This is a genomic window from Pandoraea morbifera (assembly GCF_902459575.1).
In the GTDB taxonomy this organism is placed as follows: Bacteria; Pseudomonadota; Gammaproteobacteria; order Burkholderiales; family Burkholderiaceae; genus Pandoraea; species Pandoraea morbifera.
On record NZ_CABPSD010000014.1, the window covers coordinates 72790 to 97469 of the forward strand.

Annotated in this window: 14 protein-coding genes and 2 tRNA genes; 13 read left to right on the forward strand and 3 right to left on the reverse strand. The window is 65.8% G+C overall.

The window, feature by feature from the left end; translation table 11 throughout:
* Window positions 1-800 precede the first annotated feature (800 nt).
* The 10 genes from PMO31116_RS19730 (at window position 801) to galE (ending at window position 17614) form a co-directional block, all read left to right on the forward strand.
* On the forward strand, window positions 801-3572 hold the full coding sequence (locus tag PMO31116_RS19730; protein ID WP_150568171.1) for a bifunctional glycoside hydrolase/polysaccharide deacetylase family protein: 2772 nt from the start codon (window positions 801-803) through the stop codon (window positions 3570-3572).
* Window positions 3565-7695 carry a tetratricopeptide repeat protein gene (locus PMO31116_RS19735; protein ID WP_150568172.1) on the forward strand — a complete coding sequence of 1377 codons (4131 nt, stop codon included), beginning with the start codon at window positions 3565-3567 and terminating at the stop codon, window positions 7693-7695. The genes PMO31116_RS19730 and PMO31116_RS19735 overlap by 8 nt, the downstream gene beginning before the upstream one ends.
* 30 nt (window positions 7696-7725) lie before the next feature.
* Complete coding sequence (locus PMO31116_RS19740) at window positions 7726-8271, forward strand: hypothetical protein (RefSeq protein WP_023593978.1); 546 nt, start codon at window positions 7726-7728, stop codon at window positions 8269-8271.
* A gap of 10 nt (window positions 8272-8281) precedes the next feature.
* On the forward strand, window positions 8282-9694 hold the full coding sequence (locus tag PMO31116_RS19745; RefSeq protein WP_150568173.1) for a PelD GGDEF domain-containing protein: 1413 nt from the start codon (window positions 8282-8284) through the stop codon (window positions 9692-9694).
* Complete coding sequence (locus PMO31116_RS19750; protein ID WP_150568174.1) at window positions 9687-10688, forward strand: tetratricopeptide repeat protein; 1002 nt, start codon at window positions 9687-9689, stop codon at window positions 10686-10688. Before PMO31116_RS19745 ends, PMO31116_RS19750 begins: the two co-directional genes overlap by 8 nt.
* A complete protein-coding gene (pelF, locus tag PMO31116_RS19755) occupies window positions 10688-12235 on the forward strand; it encodes a GT4 family glycosyltransferase PelF (protein ID WP_150568175.1) in 1548 nt (515 codons plus the stop codon). The genes PMO31116_RS19750 and pelF overlap by 1 nt, the downstream gene beginning before the upstream one ends.
* Window positions 12235-13614: an exopolysaccharide Pel transporter PelG gene (pelG, locus tag PMO31116_RS19760; RefSeq protein WP_150568176.1), complete on the forward strand. Its 1380-nt coding sequence runs from the start codon at window positions 12235-12237 to the stop codon at window positions 13612-13614. The genes pelF and pelG overlap by 1 nt, the downstream gene beginning before the upstream one ends.
* A 71-nt stretch (window positions 13615-13685) precedes the next feature.
* Entirely contained in the window at window positions 13686-14537 is an 852-nt protein-coding gene (locus PMO31116_RS19765; protein ID WP_150568177.1) for an endo alpha-1,4 polygalactosaminidase, read from the forward strand.
* A gap of 191 nt (window positions 14538-14728) precedes the next feature.
* Window positions 14729-16561, forward strand: coding sequence for a glutamine--fructose-6-phosphate transaminase (isomerizing) (gene glmS / locus PMO31116_RS19770; protein WP_150568178.1), 1833 nt, complete (start codon window positions 14729-14731; stop codon window positions 16559-16561).
* 30 nt (window positions 16562-16591) lie between these two features.
* A complete protein-coding gene (galE, locus tag PMO31116_RS19775; RefSeq protein ID WP_150568179.1) occupies window positions 16592-17614 on the forward strand; it encodes a UDP-glucose 4-epimerase GalE in 1023 nt (340 codons plus the stop codon).
* 125 nt (window positions 17615-17739) lie between these two features.
* Here galE and PMO31116_RS19780 read toward each other — a convergent pair.
* Both PMO31116_RS19780 and PMO31116_RS19785 read right to left on the reverse strand, forming a co-directional pair.
* Window positions 17740-17815 (reverse strand) — tRNA-Glu (locus PMO31116_RS19780).
* Between the two features lie 18 nt (window positions 17816-17833).
* Window positions 17834-17909 (reverse strand) — tRNA-Ala (locus PMO31116_RS19785).
* Window positions 17910-18146: 237 nt separating this feature from the next.
* Here PMO31116_RS19785 and PMO31116_RS19790 point away from each other — a divergent pair.
* Together PMO31116_RS19790 and PMO31116_RS19795 are read left to right on the forward strand one after the other, a co-directional pair.
* Window positions 18147-20309, forward strand: coding sequence for a UvrD-helicase domain-containing protein (locus PMO31116_RS19790; protein WP_150568180.1), 2163 nt, complete (start codon window positions 18147-18149; stop codon window positions 20307-20309).
* 67 nt (window positions 20310-20376) lie between these two features.
* Window positions 20377-20847, forward strand: a complete 471-nt coding sequence (locus PMO31116_RS19795; RefSeq protein ID WP_150568181.1) for a CreA family protein — start codon at window positions 20377-20379, stop codon at window positions 20845-20847.
* 41 nt (window positions 20848-20888) lie between these two features.
* On the opposite strand, the gene PMO31116_RS19800 is transcribed toward PMO31116_RS19795, so the two are convergent.
* Entirely contained in the window at window positions 20889-22802 is a 1914-nt protein-coding gene (locus tag PMO31116_RS19800) for a sigma-54-dependent Fis family transcriptional regulator (protein WP_150568182.1), read from the reverse strand.
* Between the two features lie 301 nt (window positions 22803-23103).
* Between PMO31116_RS19800 and exaC the strand changes: the two genes are divergently transcribed.
* The gene (exaC, locus tag PMO31116_RS19805) at window positions 23104-24624 is read left to right on the forward strand and encodes an acetaldehyde dehydrogenase ExaC (protein WP_150568183.1); all 1521 of its coding nucleotides are present in this window, start codon (window positions 23104-23106) and stop codon (window positions 24622-24624) included.
* The last annotated feature ends 56 nt before the right edge of the window (window positions 24625-24680 follow it).

Consider the following 24680-nt stretch of genomic DNA (forward strand, 5'->3'; position numbering starts at 1 on the left):
CGACTATTTGATCAGACGAAATAACCGCGACACATGGGTGTGCCAAGCACCGCAAGGGCGCTTTATGGTGTCACGCACTTATGCTACGCTTCGCGTCCATTACGTTGCGCCAGACGACACCGCCGTCATCGCCCATTTCACCTCGCGCGCAAACGCGCCATCGCACCGGAAATGCCCGCGTCTTTTGCAACTTCCATGCTGCGAAACATGCAATGCCGGTCGCTTCCCTCACCGCGGCCCGACGGCCCTGGATTTACCGTACGACCATGCACGTTTTGGGGGGACGTTATTGGGACGGCCGTACTTTAGAGTTCGTCGCCTAAGCAAGTCGACAAGAACTTGCCGCGCAATATCACGCTGTATCCCGCATCGGATCCGGCGTTTTGCGTTCTCGACCGTTTCGGAATCCTGTGATTTGGAATCCTGACCGAGCAGCGTCGACAGCGCGCAATCGCGACAACGCCGGGAACACGGACGCGTCGTGTCGGGGAACGCGCAATCGCCACGATTGCCCGTTGCACGTCATTCACGCACCCGTCTTCGGCACAGCATGTGCATTACCCGCACTCGCGGTCATGTATCGCGCGAGCGCGGCATCCGATCGTACTGGCCGCACGCCAGCGCTAATCCGACGATCGATCGACCTGCTGTCCCAACGACGAGCGGTGGATCGTGGAACGCAAATTGCACTCATGCCAATGGCTTCGACTGGACAACACGACGTATCGACAACGCACCATGGTCAAACGGACATGGACCTTGGGGGGACCGCACCAGTGATCGCACGGCCTGCACGAGCGATGGCTCACCTGCTGCTCGCCGCCGCAGTGGCGATCGGCACGGTCGGGGTCGCAGCGGCCCCGACGGCCGCGCAAGCCCAGTCGACGACATCGTTGTCCCTGGCTTCGCCGCAGTCGGCCACCCCGGACATCGCGTTGTATTACGGCGACGATATTCCTGTCGACGCGCTTCAGGCATTCGACTGGGTCGTGATCGATCCGGCACAGGCATCGTTGCCCGACGCCTCGATCGCCCCCCGCACCCAATGGTTCGCGCGTGCCGACGCACGCGACGCGTCGCAAACGCCCGACGCCTTCGTCGACGCGCGTATCGCGCCGCTGTGGCAAAAGGGGTTTCGCAACTTCCTGATCGACGACGGTGCGTCTATCACCAGCGATGCCGAGAGCGATGCACGCATTGCCGCGCGCGTACAAGCCATTCATGCGCGCTACCCGGACGCCCGGCTCGTGCTGAGGAATCACCTGATCGCGGCGGCCTCGCTCGCCCCCACGCTGGCCGGCGTGCTGGCCGACGGGCTGTATCGCCGATATGACGCGGCTGCGATGATCTTCGTCGACACGCCGGCCAACGTGCAGGCGGCGGCGTTCGCGCAGCTCGACGCGTTGCGCAACCAGGCGCATCTGCCGACGTTCGCCATGGACTATTGCGAGAGCGCCGACCTCGCCTGCCGTCGCGCCACGGCGCGCTCGCTCGATCAGAAAGGCGTGCGTGCCTTCGTCACGGATCCCGACGTGCAAACCGTCGGCGTGGGCCGTATCGAAGTGATGCCGCGCAAGATTCTCATGGTCCAGACGCCGGGCGACGGCGAGCCGATCGACCTGACCACCGGCGCGCGCGACATTTCGATGCCGCTGAACTACCTCGGCTACGACGTCCAATACGTCAATGCGAACAGCGGCCAGATGCCGGCGAACGTGCGCACCGACCGATATGCGGGCATCGTCGTGTCGATCGACCGCAACGTGAACAACGCCGGTGCCTGGCGCCGCTGGTTGCTCGCCCGCATCCGTGAAGGCATGCGCGTGGCGGTGATCGGCCAGTTCGGCTTCCCCATCGACCAACAAACGGCGCAGGCACTCGGACTGGAACGCGTGGCGGGCACCGTGCCGGGCGCCGTCGAACCGCGCGTGGTGAGCAAGTCGCCGATGATCGGCTTCGAGATCATGCCGACGCCGGACGTGCGCGACGCCCTTGGCGTTCGTGTCGGCCCGAAGGGCGAGCCGCTGCTTCGCCTCAAGGCGGGCGACTACACCTACGACATGGCCGGCATGCTGCCGTGGGGCGGTTACTCCCTCAACCCGTACGGTGTGACGTCGCTCGCGGGCATCGAACAGGAACGCTGGGCGATCCAGCCCATCGACTTCCTTCGCCAGGCACTCGCGCTGCCGCAGATGCCCGTGCCCGACGTGACGACCGAGAACGGGCGCCGCCTGATGTTCGTGCACGTCGACGGCGACGGCTTCGCGTCGCGTGCGGAGTTCCCCGGCGTCGATTACGGATCGATGGCGCTGTACGAGCAGATCTTCTCGAAGTACCTCGTGCCCACAACGCTGTCGGTGATCGAGGGTGAAGTCGGTCCCACGGGGCTGTACCCGAAGATCTCGCCGCGCCTGGAGGAAATTGCGCGCAAGATGTTCGCGCTGCCCAACGTCGAGATCGGCACGCATACCTATTCTCACCCGTTCAACCTCGAACAGATCAATCAGAAGACGGGCGAGCGCATCTACGGCAAGGCCAACAAGGAATGGGGCGGCGACGACGCCTTCTCGCTCGACATTCCCAACTACCGGTTCAACCTCGATCGCGAGATCCAGGGATCGATCGATTACATCAACCAGCGACTGGCCCCTCCCGGGAAGAAGGTGGTGGTGCTCCAGTGGCCGGGCGACGCCCAGGCGCCGGCCATCGCCATTCGCAGGGCGTGGAAGGCGGGCGTGCTGTCGATCAATGGCGGCGATACGATCATCACGAAGACGAACAACAGCTGGACCAACATTGCGCCGTACGGCGTGGCGAAGGGCCTGCTGCCCACGGAATTCCAGGTGTACGCGGCGGTGATGGACGAGAACGTCTACACGAACGACTGGCTCGGCCCGTATTACGGCTACACGCGCGTGCTGGAGACCTTCGAGATGACCGACAAGCCGATCCGCTTCAAGGCCGTCAACCTGTACTACCACATGTACTCGGGCACGAAAGTCGCCTCGCTCAACGCATTGAAGGACGTCTATAACGCCGTACTGCGGCAACCGGTCTTCCCGATCTTCACCACCGAATACATTCGGCGCGTGCTGGATTGGCGTCGCGTCGCGGTCGCTCGCGAAGTGTCGGCCGACGGCGCGCCGGTGCGCTGGCGCGTTCGCAGCGGCGCGGATCTGCGCGAAATGCGCTGGCCGGGCGAAGGCGTGCCCGCCATGGGCACGTCCGAGGACATCGCAGGCTATCTGCCGGGTCCGGGCGGCCTCTACATCCACATGGGCGGCGACACGGCCGAATTCTCGATCGGCGCGAAGGGCACCGACCGGACGCCCTACATCAGCGAGGCCGCCGGATTCGTGCGTGACTTCAAGCGCACGGGCCGCAACCTGTCGTTCCGGTTCGGCGGGTACTACAAGCCGTTCGTGAGCGTCGCCAATGCCGCGGGGTGCCGCCTGAGCGTCGACGGCGCGACGAAGGCTCGTGCCGATGGCGCCGGCCGCCTGCGCGTCGATGTTTCGGGAATCGCCGAGAAGCCCGTCACCATGCATGCCGTCGGGGTGGAATGTGACTGACGCAACGCGACCCAACGCCCGTCCTCCAGAGAGCGCCGCCGCTTCGCGGCCGGTCGAAAAGCGAGAGCGCCTGAGCCCGCCGTGGCTGACGGCAGCCATCGGCGCCGGCGTCGTGCTCGCGCTCGGCGCGGCACATCCGAGCGACGAGGAACAAACGCGTTCCGTGGCATCGCAACCGCCGAGCGAGCTCTCCGTCGCCTATCTCGAGGCCTGGCTGCGCATCGAGCCCGACGCACCGCGCTATCTCGACCTGCTCGGCCAGCAGTATCTCGGACTCGGCCGCTGGGATGACGCCACGCGCGTGGCGGACAAGCTGCGCGCCATGCCCGACGAACAGAATCGCCGTCGCGGCATCCTGCTCGCCCTGGCCGCCGCCGAGCAACGCGCCTACGACGTGCCTGCCGACGATCCGGGCCGCGCCGAGCGCATGGCGCAGTACGTGGAACTGCTCGACGCCACGTCGCAATATCAATGGGACGTGCCGACGCTGCGCATGCTTGCCGAGAAGGCCCGCCTGGCGGGGGCCACCGAATTGATGTTGCGCGATTACCGCCTGCTGGCCGCGGCGGACGCCGCAAACGCGGCGCAATGGCAGGAAAAGCTCGCCAATGCCGCGCTGTCGCAGTCTGCCTACGACGACGCCGCGAACGCCTATTTCGCCGCACAGGCCGTGGCCCGCACCCGCGACGACCGTCGGCGGCTGTTCCTCGCCGGCATGCGGGTGCTCGTCTCCGCGAATCAGGTGGCGCGCGCCTGCGCCGAAGGGCAAAAGCGCATCGGCGATTTGTCCAACGATCCGGTCACGCTGCGCTATCTGCTCGACGTGGCCCGTCAGGCGGGCCGCACCGACCTGATGACGACTTATGCCCGCGCGCTCACCCAGCTCTCGAGCCTCACGCCGTCGACGCATGGCGCAACCGTGCGCCTTGCGGGCTGGCTGCCCGGCGTGAGCGCGGATGGCCGCGGTCTCGACGGCGCCGCGCCCGCACGTTTTCGCTACCTCGATGGACCGGCGGGCCTGCGTGCGCTGCATCGCTCGAACGGCCCGCGCATCATTCGCGTGGCTGACGTGGGTCTGGCGCGAGGCGCGAGTGCCGCCGATGCCGCGCCGTCCTCGCAACCGGCGCAGGCCGACCCGAAAGCAAGGCTCGCCATCCCGGCCAGTCCCGACTGGGACTCGACCTCGCGACCCGCCGCCGGGGGCACCGACGCCAACGGCGTGAACGCCAGCGATTACGACCTGGCGTTCAAGGCGTTCGTCGAAGCGCGTCAGCTCGACGACGCCGAGAAGCTCGCGCAGCAGGCCCTGCAACGCAAGCTCGACCCGCTCGTCTGGACGCGCCGCCTCGCCCAGGTCGCGCAATGGAACGGACACGCGCCGCTGGCGCTGGCCTACTGGCTCAAGTACGCCGAATCGACCGGCAACGCGCAGGCGTGGGAAAACGTCTACCAGCTCGCCCCGCAACTCAACGACGATCACGCCTATCTGGCGGCACAGATTTTCGAGGCGGACCGCCAGCCGGACAACCTCAAGCTCAAGGACGACATCGTCAACACGTACGAGCGGCTCGGGCGTCCGGAAGAAGGGCTCGCCTATCTCAAGCGCCATGCCACGGGCAGCCAGCGTCGCGCCCTGCTGGAGCGCGAAGGTGACGTTGCGCAGCGCATCGGACAGGATGCCGAAGCCCTGGCCACGTTCCAGACGTTGCAAAAGGAGTTCGGCCCGTCGTCCCAGTACGCGCTGCGCATTTCCAGCCTGCTTTACCAGAAGGGGCGTCTCGCGCAAGCACTGGCCGAACTGCGCAGCGTGCGCGACGTCGCGGGCACCTTGCCCGCCGACGCCGGTTACTGGCGCACCTACGCCGAGGTCGCGCGTCTCACGCAAAGCGACGAGGACGCCAACTTCGCGTATCGACAGCTGTTGCGCACCGGCAAGGCCGAGGCGCTCGACTTCAACGCGATGACGTACTTCTACCAGGGCTATCCGCTCGATGCAGGCCGCACGGCGGAAGCGGAGTTCCGGCAGAACGATTCGGACCTCGCGCTGCAGGCGGCGATTTACTTCTATACGCAGGCCCGGGCCTACGACCGCGTGCAGGCATTGCTCGACGGCCTCGATGCGGAACAGCGCGACAAGTTCGCAAAATCCGGCGACCTGCTCGCCACGCGCGCCGTCTATTTCCAGCAGATCCAGCGCTGGGACGCCGCGCTGGCCGATCTGCGCGTCGCTTCGAAACTGGACAACGCCGGCGACGAAGTCCGCGTAGCCTACCTGTGGGCGCTGGTCGACTACGGCAGCGACGACGAGCTTCGCACGGTCCTGCACGACTACCGCCCCATGGTCGCCGACAACGCCAGCTACTGGGGCGCCTACGGTGCGGGACTGCTACGCCTGGGCAATCCCCGCGAAGCGCTGACCTATCTGCGCCAACAGGCCGCGCTCTCCGACGACGATCCGCTCTGGATGCTGTCGCTCGCCGACGCGGAAGAGGCCGCCGGCGACGCCGGCACGGCATGGAAGATTCGCCAGGGCGCCTGGAAGGATCTCCAGGCGCGTGCGGAATCGGGGCAGTTGCGTTTCGCGTCGCGCCGCCGCCAGGGCGCCGTGGTGCAACGTCTGGCCGCGCTCACGTCCGACAACGACGGCGTGCTCGAAGCCCAGGCCGCCCGCGTCACGCTGGCGCAGGTGTTCTCGAACGCGGACACGTCGCGTCAGTTGCTCGTCAACCTCCTGCGCGAAGATCGGCGCTCCGCCGACAGCGCCAAGGTCGCCGATTCGCTGCTGGGCGATTCGGCCGAGCTGGCCCCGCTCAAGCCCGCGACCGACAACCCCGGGCAGCGCGATCCGTCGGTGATGTCGCGTCAGGCTGTCATCAGTGCGACCACGCGCGACGTCGGGCTCGCCTGGGCGCTCTCCGGCGAGGATTTCGATCTCGCGCGCGCATGGCTGGCGCGCGAGTATACGAACCGGCTCCTGCGCCCGGCCGACGCCGAGATCGCGCTCGCGCTGGAGAACAACGATCGCGACAAGATGGCGCAATTGCTCGATCGCCGTCAGGGCCGCATGCCCATCGAGAACGAAATCGAGGCCAACGAGCGGCTCGGCCGCGCACCGCAGGCGCAAACGCTCGCCTGGCGCGCCGCCGACGGCGCGCCGAACAACGACGCCGTTCACACGACGTTTACCGACACGATCCTGCGCGACCGTTCCAACGCCGGCTTCGATCTCTTTTACTCCCGTCAGGCGCCGCTGAGCTACCTCGAGAGTTCGCTGATCGGCAGCCTCAACCTCACGAGCCGGATCGGCGTGACGCTCGAGGCCATTCAGCGCAACCAGCGAACCGTCGATACCTCGCAGCTCGCCTGGGTGCCCGCGCACGACCGGATATTCAACTTCACCGTGCGCGATCGCACGGTCGATCGGGATCTGGCGTTCACGCTGGGCCACCGCACCGAACTCAACAGCTTCTTCACGGGACTCGCGTCGGCCGCGTTCAACCGCAACTCGCCGCTCACGACCACGTTCCAGGTCGGCTACAACCAGTTCACCGACATTGCGCCCAACACGCAGGTCGCCGCCACCCGCGATTTCGGCAGCATGCAGATGCTGTGGGCGGGCGACGGGCGCTGGTACGGCCAGGCAACCGCGGAATACGATCGCTTTCATGCACAGGACCGCACCTACCTCGGCCGAGGCTGGCGCTTCGGCGGGGAGCTGGGATACAAGCTGCGCATCGATTACCCCGACCTGAACATCCGCCTCGTGGCCGAGCGCGGCATCTATACGCCGAGCAACAACACCGTCAATTCGCTCGCCGTCCTGCTGCCGACCGGCACGGTACCCCTGGCGTCCGAGTTCATGCCGATCACGACCACGCAATACGGCGTGATGGCCGGATTCGGTCAGGACTACCAGAACACCTACCGTCGCGCCTGGCGGCCGTATCTCGACGCCGGCTACATTCACGACAGCCAGCAGGGCTGGGGGCCCCAGGTCAACCTGGGCATCGCCGGATCGGTCATCGGCAACGACCACGCACGCATTTACTACTCGCACGACATCACCAACGGCACTGGTGTTGCCACCACGCAGGTCGGTGTCGCCTACCGACTGTTCTACTGATATTTCGCATCCGCAAGGGAGAGCCGTACCATGAAGACCAACGCATTCAAGAAGTGGCAGCGCTTTTTCGGCGTCGCCGTCCTCGCCGTGTTGATGGCCGGTTGTTCGACGATGAACGTCGGCGACGCACCGAAGCTGCCGAAGACGGCGAGCTGGGTGATTCTGCCCATCGCCAACACGACCGAAACGCCTGATGCCGGGCAGCGCGCGGAGAGCATCGCCCAGAGCATCCTGGTGCAGAATGGCTTTACCGATCTGCATCGCTACGTGGGCGACCCCGACGGCGGCGACTCGCTGATCGGCGGCAACAACGCCCAGACCCGCGTTCGCGCACTTGCATGGGCGCGCAAGATCGGCGCCAAGTACGCGCTCTCGGGCGCGGTAACGGAATGGCGCTACAAGGTCGGCGTCGACGGCGAGCCGGTCGCGGGCGTGACGTTCGACGTCATCGACGTCTCCAACGGCAACACGGTCTGGAGCGCCACGGGCAGCCGCAGCGGCTGGAGCCGTTCGAGCCTTGCCGGTGTGGGCCAGACATTGATCCGCAATCTGCTGGCACCGCTGGCGCAACAGTAACGGAATCATCGTGAATACCGCCAATCAGCAGGACGCTTCCGTCGACGCGAAGCCCAGGGTTGCCGGGCAGGTGCGGCGCTCGGAGCCGTTCGGGAACGTGAGCACCTACGGCCGCCTGCTCGCGCCGGCGGCGACACGCCCCGTGATGGTGTTCGAGGTCATCACGGGCATGGCGCTGGCCGTGGCCATCGCCTGGCTGCTGCACCCCCAGGATCCGCTGCTTATCGAGCTGGGCTTTCCGTGGATGTGGCTCGTCGCCCTCGTCATGGCGTTGCGATACGGCGCACTGCTCGGCGTGGTGGCGGGCCTCGTGCTCGCGGCCGCCTGGTACGGCCTGTATGGGCAGCACGGCCAGCCCTTCCCGACGATGTTCTTCACCGGCGGCTTCACGATGATCGTCGTTGGCGGACACTTCTGCGACATCTGGGGCAATCGGGCAACGCGCGCACGCGGCATCAATACGTACCTGAACGATCGCCTCCTGGCGCTCACCAGCAATCACTACCTGCTGCGCGTGTCGCATGAACGGCTCGAACGTGACTTGCTCACCAAGCCGAGCACCATGCGCGACGCCATCACCCGGCTGCGCGAGCTCACGCTCACCGAGGACGCGCCGGGCAAGGACACACCGCTGCCCAATGCGCAGCCGATGCTCGAGTTCGCCGCCCTCACCTGCCAGATCGAAACGGCGTCGCTCTTCCCCGTGCGCCGCAACCGTCTCGAAACGGCGGCCGTGGCCAGCGTGGGCGAAGCCTTCGCGCCCGACGAGAGCGATCCGCTCGTGCAGACCTGCCTGCGCGAAGGCCGCCTCGCGCACGTGCGCGAAGACACGACAGTGGGCGAAGACAGCGCCTACGTGGTGTGTGCGCCGTTGACCGACGGCAACGGCGAGATCAATGGCATGTTGATCGTGCGCAGCATGTCGTTCCTCGCGCTCAATCACGACAATCTGCAATTGCTGCTCGTTCTGCTGTCGTACTACGCCGACGGCGTGGCACAGCAGGCCCCGGTGGCCAGTGTGCGCGACGAAGTCCCGGCCGCGCCCTACGACTTCGCGCTGGAGCTTGGGCGCCTGGCACGCGCCAAGCGCGAGAGCGGCATTCAATCGTCGCTGGTCGCGCTGGTGTTCCCTCGCGGTGCCAGCGGCGACTCGCTGTTCGAGCAGACGGTGCGTTCACGTCGCGCGCTCGACGCGCAATGGATCCAGTCGACGCCGCGCCATCAGATTGCCATCTCGCTCATGCCGATTACCGACGACAGTGGCATCGACGGTTACCTGCTGCGCATCGAAAACGGGCTGCGTCAGCAGTACGGGCTCGATTTCCAGACAGGGCACATCGCGGTGCATACGGCGAGCGTCGACGAACGCGCGCCGGGCGAAGGACTGAAAAAGCTGCTGGAGCGCTGCCAAGATCATGCTTAAGAAACTGCTGGTGGCTGTGATCGGGATCGTGGCCCTGCTCGCACAGGCGCTGGCGATTCGCACCCTGTTCGCGCCGGTCGGCGCGATCGATCCGCTGCTGCTCTTCTTCGCGTGGCAGACGCTCAGCGCCGGGCTGACGGCGACATTCGTGCGTGCGGCCCTGCCCGAGCACTATCACGGGCGGAACGGCGCGTTCTGGCACAGTTTCGCCGTCTGCCTGTTCATTCCCGTGGGCGGGCTGGTGCTGTTCCTGGGCATCATGACGATCGGCTTCGTGTTCCCGCCGCCACGGGAACTGGCCCGTTCGGGCGCCGTGGACCGGCCCGAGTTCGTGACGTATCTCGTCTCGCAGGTCACGCACGGCGCCGGGGCGCGTCTGCGCGCCCGTCTGCGCAACGTGCGCGGCACGAACGAGGATCGCGTGGCGGCATTGGTGTCGGTACAGGCGCTGCCGTCGCGGGCGACCGGCGAGATCATGCGCGATCTGCTGTCAGACCCCGTGGAGGAAATCCGCCTGCTCGCCTACGGTATCGTCGACGGCGTGGAAAAGCAGATCATGCAACGCATCTTCGATGCGCGCTCGCAGCGTGAGCGCGCCGCCAACGACGACGAGCGTGCGGAGGGAAGCCACCGCCTGGCCGAGTTGTACTGGGAACTGATCTATCAGAATCTCGTGCGCGGCGAGGTCTACCGATTCACGTTGGGTCAGGTCGAGAAGTATGCCCGCGAAGCGCTCGCGCATCGCGAGAGCGACGCCGCCATGTGGTACCTCCTGGGCCGCTGCGCGCTGCTGCGCCGCGATCCGGACGAGGCTCAGACGTGCCTCGAGCGCGCGGAAACGCATCACTTCCCCGCCGACCGGCTCGTGCCCTGGCTCGCCGAAGTCGCCTTCCTCAAACATCAATACGGACGGGTCGGGCCCATGCTCGCCAGCCTCGGGAGTGGTACCTCCACACCGACGCTCAATCCCGTCATGCGTTTCTGGACCCGCTAATGCGTACATCCGAACGTCTCGCCCGGCCGGCAGACATCGCGTTGCTTCTGGAGGGCACCTTCCCGTATGTTCGCGGAGGCGTGTCGTCGTGGGTGGATCAGATGATCCGCGCGTTCCCCGACCTGACGTTTGCCGTCGTGTTCATCGGCAGTCGCCGGGAGGACTACGGCGACAAGGTCTACAAACTGCATGACAACATCGTGCACTTCGAAGAGCACTATCTCTACGAGTTCGACGCGCCGCCCCCGGTGCGGGCCGTCGAAGGCGATGCGCAGGCGTTCGCGCAGATGGAGAAAATGCACGACATGCTGCGCCAGCGCAACGACCTGCAGGGCATCGGCAAGCTGATTCACGACGTGATCCCCATGATGGGCGACGACGGACAGATCAGCGAGGCCAACTTCCTGCACAGCCGCCGATCCTGGGAAGTCATCTCCGAGCGCTACAAGAAGTACTGCCTGGACCCCTCGTTTACCGACTACTTCTGGACCGTGCGGATCATGCACAAGCCGCTCTGGCAGCTCGCACGCATTTGCGATCAGCTGGTTCCGGCACGGGTTTATCACACCGTGTCGACGGGCTATGCGGGCTTTCTCGGCGCGCTGCTGCGCTTCAAGCATCAGCGCCCCCTGCTGGTCTCGGAGCACGGCATCTACACCAAGGAGCGCAAGATCGACCTGCTCCAGGGGCAATGGATTCGCGACAACCGCGGTCTTTTCGAGCGCGACATTTCGCGCGTCGGCTATTTCCAGGATTTGTGGGTCCGCTTCTTCGAGGCACTGGGGCGCGTCTGTTATGAAGCCGCCGACGAGATCACCGCGCTGTTCGAGGGCAATCGCCTGCGCCAGATCGCCGACGGCGCTCCCGAGCACAAGACACGCAATACCCCGAACGGCATTCCAGTGGAAAAGTTCGCGCCGCTGCGCGCACGACGCCCCGCCGAAATTCCGCCCGTCGTGGCGCTGATCGGTCGCGTCGTCCCGATCAAAGACATCAAGACCTTCATTCGCGCGATCTTCATTGCCAGCCGCCAGATGCCCGGCCTGCAAGGCTGGATCGTCGGTCCCGAGGAGGAAGATCCGGCCTACGCGCAGGAATGTCGCGACATCGCCGCGAGCCTCGGCATGGAAGACAACCTGCGGTTCCTGGGCTTCCAGAACGTCGCCGACATCCTGCCGCAGGTGGGTGTCGTGGCGTTGTCGTCCATTTCCGAGGCGCTGCCGCTGGTGGTGCTCGAAGCCTACGCGGCCGGTGTGCCGGTCGTCACGACCGACGTCGGATCGTGCCGGCAACTGGTCGAAGGCCTGGGCGACGAGGACCGGGCGCTCGGCGCGGCCGGCAAGGTCGTGCAGATCGCGAACCCGGAACACTTCGCCCAGGCCGTGGTGGACCTGCTCGAACCGCGGACCTGGCACGCCGCGCAACGCGCCGCGATCGCGCGCGTGGAACGTTATTACACACTCGGACAGATGCAGGACGCCTACCGTCATCTGTACGAGATGCTGCTCGCGCGCTCGGAACGCGCCACGGCAGCGGGAGGGGTCTGATGGCCGGCATTGGCTTCGAACTGCGCAAGATCCTGCGGCGCGACACGCTGACGAGCACGCTTGCGGCTTATGGCTACGCCGGCGTCATCAGCGCCGGCCCGCTGATTCTGTCGATTCTCGGCATCCTGCTCATCGGCATGATGAGCCTGGCGGTCGTTCAGCCGCCCGGTCTCATCGTGCAATTCCAGGTGTCGGTCACTTACCTGATCGCGTTCAGCCTGGTCGTCACCGGTGTGCTGCAACTCTCCTTCACGCGATTCCTGAGCGACCGCCTTTTCGAGCGGCGTCCCGACCTGGTGCTCCCGAACTACAACGCGGTCTCGCTCGTGACGACGGTCGGCACTGGGCTCATCGGTCTGATCCTTGCTCTAACCGCGTTCCGCGACCAGTCGACGGGCTATCGCCTGCTGATGCTCGCGGGCTTCGTGATCGTGAGTAACATCTGGATCGGCGTCCTGTTTCTCACCAGCGTGAAGCAGTACCGCGCCATTCTGGCGATCTTCTTCGTCGGATACGGCGTCACGGTGGTGAGCGCCGTGCTGCTCAACCGTCATGGACTCGAAGGCCTGCTCGGCGGCTTCGTCATCGGCCACCTGATCCTGCTGCTCGGCATGGGGTGCCTGATTCACCGCAACTACCGCACCGACGAGTACCTGCTCCGGCAGGTGTTCGATCGCCGTTTCTCCTATCCGTCGCTGATGTTCGTCGGGTTGCTCTTCAACCTGGGTATCTGGCTCGACAAGTTCATGTTCTGGTTCTACCCGGTGACCGGGCAGGACGTGATCGGACCGCTGCGCGCGTCGGTGATTTACGATCTCCCGGTGTTCATCTCGTACCTCTGCGTGATTCCCGGCATGGCGGTGTTCCTGCTGCGCATCGAGACCGACTTCGTGGAGTATTACGACCAGTTCTACAACGCGGTGCGCACCGGCGGCACGCTCAAGTACATCGAGGAATCGCGCGACATGATGGTGCGCTCCGTGCGCACCGGCCTGTATGAAATCCTGAAGATCCAGGCGGTGGTGACGCTCCTGATCTTCGCGTTCGGCGACCATCTGCTGCGGCTGATCGGCATCTCCGTGCTGTACCTGCCGCTGCTGCACATCGACGTGATTTCCGCCAGCTTGCAGGTGCTTTTTCTTGGCATTCTGAACATCTTCTTCTATCTCGACCGGCGCCTGACGGTGTTGGCGCTCACGTTCGCGATGGTCGTCGCCAACGGTGTGTTCACGTGGGGGACGCTGATGCTCGGTCCGAACACCTACGGATATGGCTTTGCGCTCGCGCTGGCGGTAGTCGTCATCGTCGCGATGCAACTGCTCGACCGGCGGCTCGACGCGCTGGAATACGAAACCTACATGCTGCAGAACCAGCACTGACGATTTGGCTTGACGTCGATATGTCCGACAAGACGATACAACGGCCGCCCGCGCGGCGCAGCCGAACACTGATGCGACTCGTGCGCGGCATGGCGGGCCTGTTCGCCGGTTGCTTTCTCAATGCGGCGTCGGCACAGGCGCCCTCGCCCGGGCGCATCGCGTTCTATTACGGCGAGACGGTCGATCCGAAGGCCTTCGCCGGATACGACCAGGCGGTAGTGGAACCGGACAACGGTTTCATCCCGAAGGTCGCGGAAGCTTCCGGCGCGGAGCCGAAGGGCATTCGCTGGATCGCGTATGTCAGCGTGGGCGAAGTGCTGCCCTCGCGCGATTACTACAAGGCCATGCCGAAAGCCTGGCGCATCGGCCGCAACGGCGAGTGGAAGTCCGAAGTCATCGACCAGTCCGCGCCGGGATGGCCGCAGTTCTTCGTCGACAAGGTTATCGCTCCGCTATGGGCCAACGGTTACCGCGGCTTTTTCCTCGACACGCTCGACTCCTACCAGCTCGTGGCCAGGAGCGACGCCGAGCGCGCGCGGCAGCGAGCCGGTCTGGTCGCCGTCATCAAACGCATTCATCGTCGCTTTCCGCGCGCCGAGGTCATCATGAACCGGGGATTCGAGTTGATGCCCGAAGTGCATGACGACGTCTCGGCGGTGGCCTTCGAGTCGCTTTATCGCGGTTGGGACGAGGCGCAGCGCCGCTACGTGGCCGTGTCCGACAAGGATCGCGAATGGCTGCTCGCCCGCGCCCGGGAGATTCGCGAGAACTACGGGCTTCCCGTCATCGCGATCGACTATTGCCCGCCGACCGATGCCGCGTGTGCGCGACAGACCGTCACCCGCATCCGCGCCGACGGGCTCGTGCCGTATGTCGGCGACGGCCATCTGATGCAACTCAACCCGGCGTCCGTGCTGGATTGAGCCGACGTCAAGACGCCAGCGAGACGCCGGCGGCGTCGCGAAGCAACCGGACAGTCAGGTAACGCTACCGGCTCACCGCGACCGCATTGCCGGACATCCATGAGCGGAACATCAATCAGGGCAGGCACTCGCCACCGTTCGACGAAACGGCGAGCGGGGTGCCACCCGTCATTAGCCTTTAGGGGAAAGTCATGTGTGGAATCGTGGGCGGCGTTGCGCGCAGCGACGTGGTGCCGGTGCTGGTGGAAGGACTGCGGCGTCTCGAATATCGCGGTTACGACTCGTGCGGGGTAGCCGTGCTGGATGCGGCGCAGAAGCTCGCCCGCGTGCGCAGCGTGGCACGCGTTGCCGAACTGCAGGCGCAGGTGGCCGAAGCGGCCCTTGCCGCGCCGCTCGGCATCGCGCATACCCGTTGGGCGACCCATGGCGCGCCGGCTACCGAAAACGCGCATCCGATCTTCTCGCGCGACCGCGTCGGGCTGGTGCACAACGGCATCATCGAGAACCATGAAGTCCTGCGCGACGCGCTGCGCGCCAAGGGTTACGAGTTTGCCAGCCAGACCGATACCGAAGTCATCGCGCATCTGGTCGATGCCCATCTGCATGGCGGCGAGCGCGGTGATCTCGTGCAGGCGGTGCGAGCGGCCATTGCGCAACTTCATGGCGCGTTTGCGATTGCCGTGGTCAGCGACGATGCGCCCGGACGCCTGGTGTGCGCCCGGCAGGGATCGCCGCTCGTGATCGGCTTCGCGCCGGACGGCCATTTCCTGGCGTCCGATGCGCTTGCGCTTGCCGGGCGCTGCGATCGCTTCACCTATCTCGAGGAGGGCGACGTAGCGTTGCTTACCCCCGACACGGTGACGATCCTCGACAGTCATGGCGTCGAAGTGACGCGCGCGGTGCGCACCATGGCTGCCTATCAGGCGGAAGTTGAGCTCGGGCCTTACCAGCACTACATGCAAAAGGAGATCTTCGAGCAACCGCGCGCGATCGCCGACACGATCTCCGGCATCGCCGCGTTCTCGCCCGCCCTGTTCGGCGAGGCTGCCGCGCACGCGCTGGGTCGCGTGGACAGCGTCCTGATCCTCGCGTGCGGCACCAGCTACTACGCCGGGCTGACGGCGAAGTACTGGCTGGAGTCGCTTGCCGGCATTCCCACGCAGGTCGAGATCGCCAGCGAGTACCGTTATCGCGAATCCGTACCCAATCCGCAAGCGCTCGTGGTGACCATCTCGCAATCGGGCGAGACCGCCGACACGCTGGCCGCGCTCAGGCACGCCCAGCATCTTGGTCACGAACACACGCTGGCGATTTGCAATGTCGCCACCAGCGCACTCGTGCGTCAGACGGCGATGTCATTCATCACCCGCGCGGGGGCGGAGATCGGCGTGGCATCGACTAAGGCCTTCACCACCCAGCTCGTTGCGCTATTCACGCTGGCGGTCACGCTCGGCGTGGAACGGGGCCGTATCGACGCCGACGGCGCGGCAGACTACCTCTCGCAGCTGCGCCACTTGCCGGCGGCCGTCGCAAGCGTGCTCGCCCTGGAGCCGCAACTGATCGACTGGTCGCTGAAGTTCGCCAGCGTGCCGAGCGCCCTGTTTCTGGGGCGTGGACTGCATTATCCGATCGCCCTCGAGGGCGCGCTCAAGCTCAAGGAAATCTCATACATCCACGCAGAGGCGTATCCTGCCGGGGAGCTCAAGCACGGTCCGCTCGCCCTCGTGAGCGAGCAGATGCCGGTCGTTACCGTCGCACCCAACGACGTGCTCGTCGAGAAGCTGAAATCCAACATGCAGGAAGTGCGCGCGCGCGGTGGCGAACTTTTCGTGCTGGCCGACGACGACATGAAAATGAGCAGCGGGCAGGGCATTCGTGTCATTCGCATGCCGGAGCACTATGGCAAACTCTCGCCAGTGCTTCACGTGGTGCCGCTGCAACTGCTGGCTTATCACACCGCGTGCGCGAGAGGCACGGATGTGGACAAACCGCGCAATCTGGCAAAATCCGTCACCGTCGAATAGGCAACGCACATCGTGCCTGGAACGCAACACATGAACAATTCCGGAACCATTCTCGTCACGGGCGGCGCGGGCTACATCGGCTCGCACACGTGCGTCGAACTGCTCTCGCACGGCTATGACGTCGTCATCGTCGACAATCTCGTCAACAGCCACCGCGAGTCGGTGGCCCGTGTCGGCGAACTCGCCGGACGCGCGCCTGTTTTCATCGAGGGAGACGCCTGCTCGAAGCCGTTGCTTGCCGACCTGTTCGCGCGCTTCCGCTTTACCGGCGCGATTCACTTCGCGGCCCTGAAAGCGGTGGGCGAATCGGTGGAAAAGCCCGTCGAGTACTACCGCAACAACCTCGACAGCCTGCTGGCGCTGGTCGAGACGATGCGTGACTTCAACGTCAAGGATCTCGTCTTCAGCTCGTCGGCCACGGTCTACGGCAACCCCGCCTCCGTCCCGATCGACGAGTCGTTCCCGCTATCGGCAACGAACCCCTACGGGCAGACCAAGCTCATGGCGGAGACCATCCTCAACGACGTTGCGGCGGCCGACCCGGCCTGGCGTATCGCGTTGCTGCGTTATTTCAATCCGGTGGGCGCGCATGAGAGCGGGCGCATCGGCGAAGACCCCGTGGGCGTGCCGAGCAACCTGATGCCGTTCGTCGCGCAGGTGGCGATCGGCAAGCGCCCCGCAGTGAACGTGTTCGGCGGCGACTGGAGCACGCCGGACGGCACCGGTATCCGCGACTACATCCACGTGGTCGATCTCGCCCGCGGTCACCTGGCCGCGCTGGCGTCGCTCCGGCGACTCAACCGTGGCTTCACGGTCAACCTCGGCACCGGGCGCGGCTATTCCGTGCTGGAAGTGATCAAGGCATTCGAAGCGGCAAGCGGACGCCCGGTGCCGTTCAAGGTGACCGAGCGTCGCCCGGGCGACATCGAGAGTTGCTATGCGGCGACCGATCTGGCCCGCACGCTGCTGGGGTGGGAGGCCGAGTACGGCATCGATCGCATGTGCGCCGACCATTGGCGCTGGCAGATGCAGAACCCGGACGGCTATCGGTAAGCCACACACCCCGAAGGCGCTGAACGCAAAAAAGCCGGATGTCGTGAAGACATCCGGCTTTTTCGTTTTGCCGAATCCGACGCCGGCCGACATCGATGTGCCGAAGTCACACCGCTGCCGATAGATGGCGTCCCCTAGGGGATTCGAACCCCTGTACTCACCGTGAAAGGGTGATGTCCTAGGCCTCTAGACGAAGGGGACGGAAAACCGTCATTCGTTTGGTGGAGGTAAGCGGGATCGAACCGCTGACCTCTTGCATGCCATGCAAGCGCTCTCCCAGCTGAGCTATACCCCCGCGCGAAGAGGCGTGACTATATCGCATTTGACGTCGGCCGGCAACTGGCGTGCGAGGGCGGTGCCTGTCCTCGTCCCGTCCCCCTTGTCGCGACGGTACCGACGGCGCCCCAGGCAACGCAGGTAAAATCCGTGCCACATCCGGCAGACGTGCAACACGGTGTCCGCCGCCCCGACGGAGCGCAAGCACCCCGCATGCCGCGCCCCGCCCCGCCCTCAGCAAACAAAGGTTGACGTCATGAGCGACACGACATCTCCCGCTCGCGTGCCGCGATTCGTGCCCAACGGCCCGGCGCTGACCGACGAGCAGATCGCCATCGCGCTGGCCGGCGAGCGGATCTGCATCGCCATGGCCAACGCGGGCACGGGCAAGACGACCACGCTCGTCGCCCGCATCGGCGAGGCCATCGCCGGCGGCACGCCGCCCGAGCAGATCCTCGCGCTGACGTTCACGACCACGGCGGCCGACGTGCTGCGCGCCCGGTTGCAGCGCAGCGGCATCCATCCGGAGTTGTGCAAACGCGTGCGCGTGTCGACGTTCGACGATTACAGCCACGACGTGCTCGGCACGCTGCCCTGCGCCAACGACCGCGCCCGCCGGGTGCAACGCGACAGCTTCCTCACCGGCTACATCGCCGACGCGATGCAGACGCTGCGCGACGAACTGGGGCACCGCCATCCGCCCGGCGCCTTCGACGACAACCACATCAACGTGGCGCTGTGCCTCGAGGCCATGCGCAAGCTCAAGGCCGGCGGTGCACTGTTCGACGACATGGACGAGGAACGGCTCGACGAGCGTCTTCTCCAGCTCGACGTCACTCGGGCGCAATACGCCGTCACGCAGGCCTACGAGCGCGAGCGTCTGGGCCCCCGGGACGAACCGCTTTTCCGCGACCGTTTCGACGCCACTTACGATCTTGCCCGACTGATCGACGACGACGGCGTGGCGCCGCATTACTTCGCCGCATGCCGACTGATCGTGTGCGACGAGCAGCATGATTTCAACGAAGCCTCGTATCGTGTGCTGCGCCATTTGCTGCGCACCCTGAACTGCCGCTTCGTCGGCGTGGGCGATCGAGATCAGGTGATTCACGGCGCCATGGGGGCGAGCGACGCCTACATGGGCGAGCGCTTTCACGCCGACTTCTCCGGAACCGCGACCTACCCGCTCACGCGCACGTTCCGTCACGGACCGCATATCGCCTATCCGGTGGGCGCCTTCAAACGCAAGGCCGTCGAATCGTTCGTGCGGCGCCACACGCCCGTCGCCGTCATCACGACCGGCAACGACTCAGACGCGACCGCCCGGGCGGTGCTTGCCGACCTTCGCGAATGGCTGGGGGACAGCGACAGGCGCGCCACGTGCGCCGTGCTGTTGCGAGACTGGCATCAGGGCGCGGCCATCGAGCAGGCCTTATGGCAAGCGGACATGCCGTTCGAATCGCCGAACAAGGAAGGATTTCAGTTCCGCGAGGAGATCCGCTTCGTTCGCGCAGTGTTCGCGCTGACGCTGCGCGCGCACGAGACCATCGACGAGCGCGAGCGCATGTCGGTCGCCGCGGTGCTCGGCATCTTCGCGAACATTCGTCTCACGCGCGATCAGTACCAGTTGACGGGAAAGCACCCCGAGCTGCTCGAACAGATCTACACGTCGTATCTGCTGGGCGCGCCGCAGCAGACGCCGGCGGCCAACATCGGACGCCTGATTCGCGAGCTGCGGGCCGACGCCGCCACCCTCACCGCCCGCGACGCGTTCCGACGCATCCGTCAATGCGTCGACTTCCAGTCGGTCGCCACACGCCTGTACGCCCGGCCCTACGACGTCGATCTCGTCGAGCGTTCGCTTCGCGCCTTCGCGTCGACGCTGCCGCAGGACGACACTCCGCTGGCCAGCTATTTCGACGCGATGATGGCGCGCCTGGCCGGCACGCGCCAGGGCCGTACAGCGGCGCGCATCACCATCGACACCGTCACCAACGTCAAGGGCCGGGAATTCGACCACGTCGTCATGCCCTACCTCGAACGCAACGAGTTCCCGAACCCGTTCGCGCCGCTGGAGAGCGAAAAGAACCTGTTCTACGTCGCGCTCACCCGCGCCAGAGCATCGATGTCGCTCATCACGCCCGCGGACGGCACACGGCAAAGCGGCTTCATCGGCTTGCTCGATCTGGCACGCACCACACCGCTCGCGGACGACGCGCTCGCGCGCAACATGGCGATGGTGCCCGACGCCCGGCCGACGCGGCGCTACCTGAGCGGAGACACCTATAGCGCGAAAGACGAACTCGCCAGACTCGGCGCCATGTACGACGCGGCACGACGCCAGTTGTACATCACCTCTGACATGGACCCCACGCCCTTCGAACAATGGCTTCGCGCGTCGAGCATGGGACGCGAGTAGAATCCGGCACGCAAGGGCACGGATTTGGCAGGCGACACACGCCTGCTCCCGCTGCCGGAGACAGGACATGTTCAAGAAGACAGCCGTCGCACTGACATTGGTGATCACCGCGGGTTGGGCCTATGCCGAGCGCATCGGCGACGTCAGCACCGCATTCAAGTTTCTGGGACCGGATCACAAGATCGTCGTGGATGCCTACGACGATCCGAAGGTCCGAGGCGTCACCTGCTACGTCTCGCGCGCGAAGACGGGCGGCCTGAAAGGCATGGTCGGCCTCGCGGAGGACAAGGCGGAAGCGTCGATTGCGTGCCGCCCGGTGGGACCGATCTCGTTCACCGGCCCGTTGCCGAAGGAAGAGGAAGTCTTCTCCGAGGGCATGTCGCCGCTGTTCAAGCGACTGCGCATCGTGCGCATGGTCGACAGGGCGCGCAATACGCTTGTCTATCTCACCTATTCCGACAAGCTCATCGACGGCTCGCCGCAAAACAGCGTGACCGCCGTGCCCGTGGATCGTGCAACGCCGATTCCGTCGAAGTAAGTCTGCAACGGATCGTCACCCGTCGCGACGATCCGGAGCACTCACCCCCGCAACAGGCCGAAGCGTCGGAGCTTGCGGTACAGCGTGTTGCGGCTCACGCCGAGCTTGCGCGCTGCGGCGCTGACCTGACCGTGACAGGCGTCGAGCGTGGCGCGCAGCGCCTGACGCTCCGCGGCTTCCAGCGGTGCCTCCGTCGGCCCCTCCGGCGCGCCGCCGGTCGCCATCGACCCGCGCGATTCGCGCAACGCTTCGGGCAAGTCGTCGACCGTGATCGCGCCCTGCTCGCTGAGCGCGACGAGCGTGCGAATGACGCTGCGCATCTGGCGCACGTTACCGGGCCACGCATAGGTGCACAGGCGCTCCAGCGCCTCGTCCGTGAGCGCGATGCGGCCTTGGGCGTCCGTTTGCGAGAGTAGCTGGAAGATCAGGTCACGCTTGTCTTCGCGCTCTCGCAGCGGCGGCACGCTGACCTCGAGACCGCTCAGGCGATAGAACAGGTCCTCGCGAAACTCCCGCGCGGCAATCCGCTCGGACAGGTCGCGATGCGTGGCGCTGAGCACGCGAATATCGAGCGCCACGGGCTCGCCGCCCCCAAGCGGCGACACCATGCGCTCCTCGAGCACGCGCAGCAGGCGCGTTTGCATCGCAAACGGCATGTCGCCGATCTCGTCGAGAAACAACGTGCCTCCGTTCGCCTGCCAAAGCTTGCCGTTCATCCCTTCCTTGCGGGCGCCCGTGAAGCTGCCGCCGACGTAGCCGAACAGCTCACTCTCGATCAGCGACTCGGGGATCGCCGCGCAGTTCAATGCGATGAACGGACCGCTGGCCCGCGCACTGGCGGCGTGCACCGCGCGCGCGAACACTTCCTTGCCGCTCCCGGTCTCGCCGCGGATGAGCACGGGGACGTCGTGGGCGAAGACACGGCAGGCCCGCGAGAACGCCTGTGCGAGCCTGGCATCGGCGAATGGCTTGACACGCTCGTCATGCAGCCGCGTGGACGCGCGTGGCGCACGTACCGAGCGCAGCGGCGCGCGCACCATCGCGAGCAGCGCCTCGCCGGTATGCGTGCGAATGGGCCAGCAGGTGCCGGGGGTCGGATGTGCCTGCGCGAACAGCGCGTCGAGCGGCTGCGCGAACCACCGGTCCACGCGAGTGCCGACGATGGCCTCTCGCGTCGTGGCGAGCCGGTTCAGCGCGCTCTGGTTGACGGCAAGCACCTGCCCAGCGTCGTCGAACGCGACCAGTGCCTGCGCAAAACCGCCAAGATGATCCGCCTGCTCCTGGAGTTGCAGGAGCCACTCATCGCGATAGTGCTGGAAGAAATACTCGCTCTCCACGACCTTGGCGGACAGGTTGACGAGGGCGAGCGTATGAAACTGGCTTTGGCGAGTGAGGTCGGCACGCGTCGAGGAAACATCGATCACCGCGAGCAGATCGCCGTGTGGCGCGAAGACGGGACTTGCCGTGCAGGTAAGCGGCGTATGCAGCGCACGGAAATGATCTTGCCGGCAGATGATGACGGGAGTGCGCTCGACCGCACACGTGCCGATGCCGTTGGTGCCTTCGCATGATTCGCTCCAGTCCGCGCCGGGCCACAGTCCGGCGCGATGAAAGTCGTCGCGCGTGCCGTCGTGGAGCCGCGAATCGACGATGACGCCGTCGGGCGCGGTCAGCAACACGGCCTGGTGCGGATTCATCAACTGTCGCTGCAAGCGTTCGAGCACCGGCATCGACACGCAGCGCAACTGCTCCATCGCGTTGCGTCGCTCGCGCAATTCCGACGACGCCAGCACGCGCGGCGCCATGCGCGCGCCCGGATCGAGCGCATGCGCGTCGAGGCAGCGGCGCCACGAGCTGGCGATGTTCGGGTCGGTCTCGGCGGTGCCCGGCGCCGGGCGCCCTTGCGCAACGCTCAGCACACGGCGCGCGTGTGCCGACTCGGTATTGACTGGCATTGGTCGTCTCCCCCTGCCGGATGATCTGCGGATCTCGTGTTCGTCCCTGAAGCATGTCGCATGCCGGGGGGGTTTGCAATGCGCTATGTCAATCGACGGGCAAAGGGCGATTGCCTGTCACGACGGTGAGACACCCCCGTCATCGCATGGCACAGATGTGTCACGGAATCGGCACACCCGGCGCCGGGCAGCGTACCGGCCATGCCCGTGGCGCCTGGCGCGCGCCGGGGTGGCCCGCGAATTGCTTGGGGGTGTGGCGTGGCCGCCGCGCCACCGACACGACAATATCCGGAGACACGACATGCGATACGCCCCACCCGGCACACCCGGTGCCCTGCTGTCCCTGCAACCGCGTTACGAGAACTACATTGGCGGCAAGTTCGTGCCGCCCGTGGAGGGACGATACTTCACCAACACGTCGCCGGTCACAGGCGGGGTGATCGGCGAGTTTCCCCGCTCCGGCGGTGCCGACATCGAGCTGGCCCTCGATGCGGCCCACGCCGCGGCGCCGCAATGGGGAAAGACCTCGGTGCAGGCGCGCTCGCGCATTCTGCTGCAAATCGCCGACCGGCTCGAGAGCCAGTTGGAGCGCTTCGCCGTGGCCGAGACGTGGGACAACGGCAAGCCCGTGCGCGAGACGCTCGCCGCCGACCTGCCACTCGCCATCGATCACTTCCGCTACTTCGCGGGCTGCATCCGCGCGCAGGAGGGCACGGCGGCCGAGATCGATGCCCACACGGCGGCCTACCACTTCCATGAGCCGCTTGGTGTCGTGGGTCAGATCATTCCGTGGAATTTTCCGTTGCTGATGGCGGCATGGAAACTTGCGCCCGCGCTGGCGGCGGGCAACTGCGTGGTGCTCAAGCCTGCGGAGCAGACGCCGCTCACGATCACGCTGTTTGCCGAGCTCGTGGGCGATCTGCTCCCGCCGGGGGTGCTCAACATCGTGCAGGGCTTTGGCAAGGAGGCGGGTGAAGCGCTGGCGACAAGCCGGCGCATCGCCAAGATCGCCTTCACGGGCTCGACCCCCATCGGCGGACAGATTCTCGCGCGTGCGGCCGCCAATCTGATTCCGAGCACGGTCGAGCTGGGTGGCAAGTCGCCGAACATCTTCTTCGACGACATCATGCGCGGCGAACCCGAATTCGTCGAAAAGGCGGCGGAGGGGCTGGTGCTCGGCTTCCTGAACCAGGGTGAGGTATGCACATGCCCGTCGCGAGCGCTCGTGCAGGAGTCGATCTACGAGCCGTTCATGGAAGTGGTCATGGCGCGTGTGTCGCGCATCAAGCGCGGCGATCCGCTCGACACGGAGACCGCGGTGGGTGCGCAGGCGTCGCAGCAGCAGTTCGACAAGATCCTCACGTATCTCGACCTCGCCCGCAAGGAGGGTGCCACGATACTCACCGGCGGCGGCATCGAGAGGCTCGATGGGCCGCTCGCCTCGGGCTTCTACATCCAGCCCACGCTGCTCAAGGGCGATAACCGCATGCGCGTGTTCCAGGAAGAGATCTTCGGGCCGGTGGTAGGCGTGACGACCTTCAAGGACGAAGCGGAGGCACTCGCAATTGCGAACGATACCGAGTTCGGCCTTGGCGCCGGGGTCTGGACACGCGACATCAATCGCGCCTATCGGATGGGGCGTGCGATTCAGGCCGGGCGCGTGTGGACCAACTGCTATCACCTCTATCCCGCGCACGCGGCGTTCGGCGGCTACAAGAAGTCGGGGATCGGGCGCGAGACCCACAAGATGATGCTCGACCACTACCAGCAAACGAAGAATCTGCTGGTGAGCTACGACGTCAACCCGCTCGGGTTCTTTTGAGCGTTCGCTCTATTCCTTGTCCGGTTTGCAGCAGATCAAGGACGCATCGCGCCGAG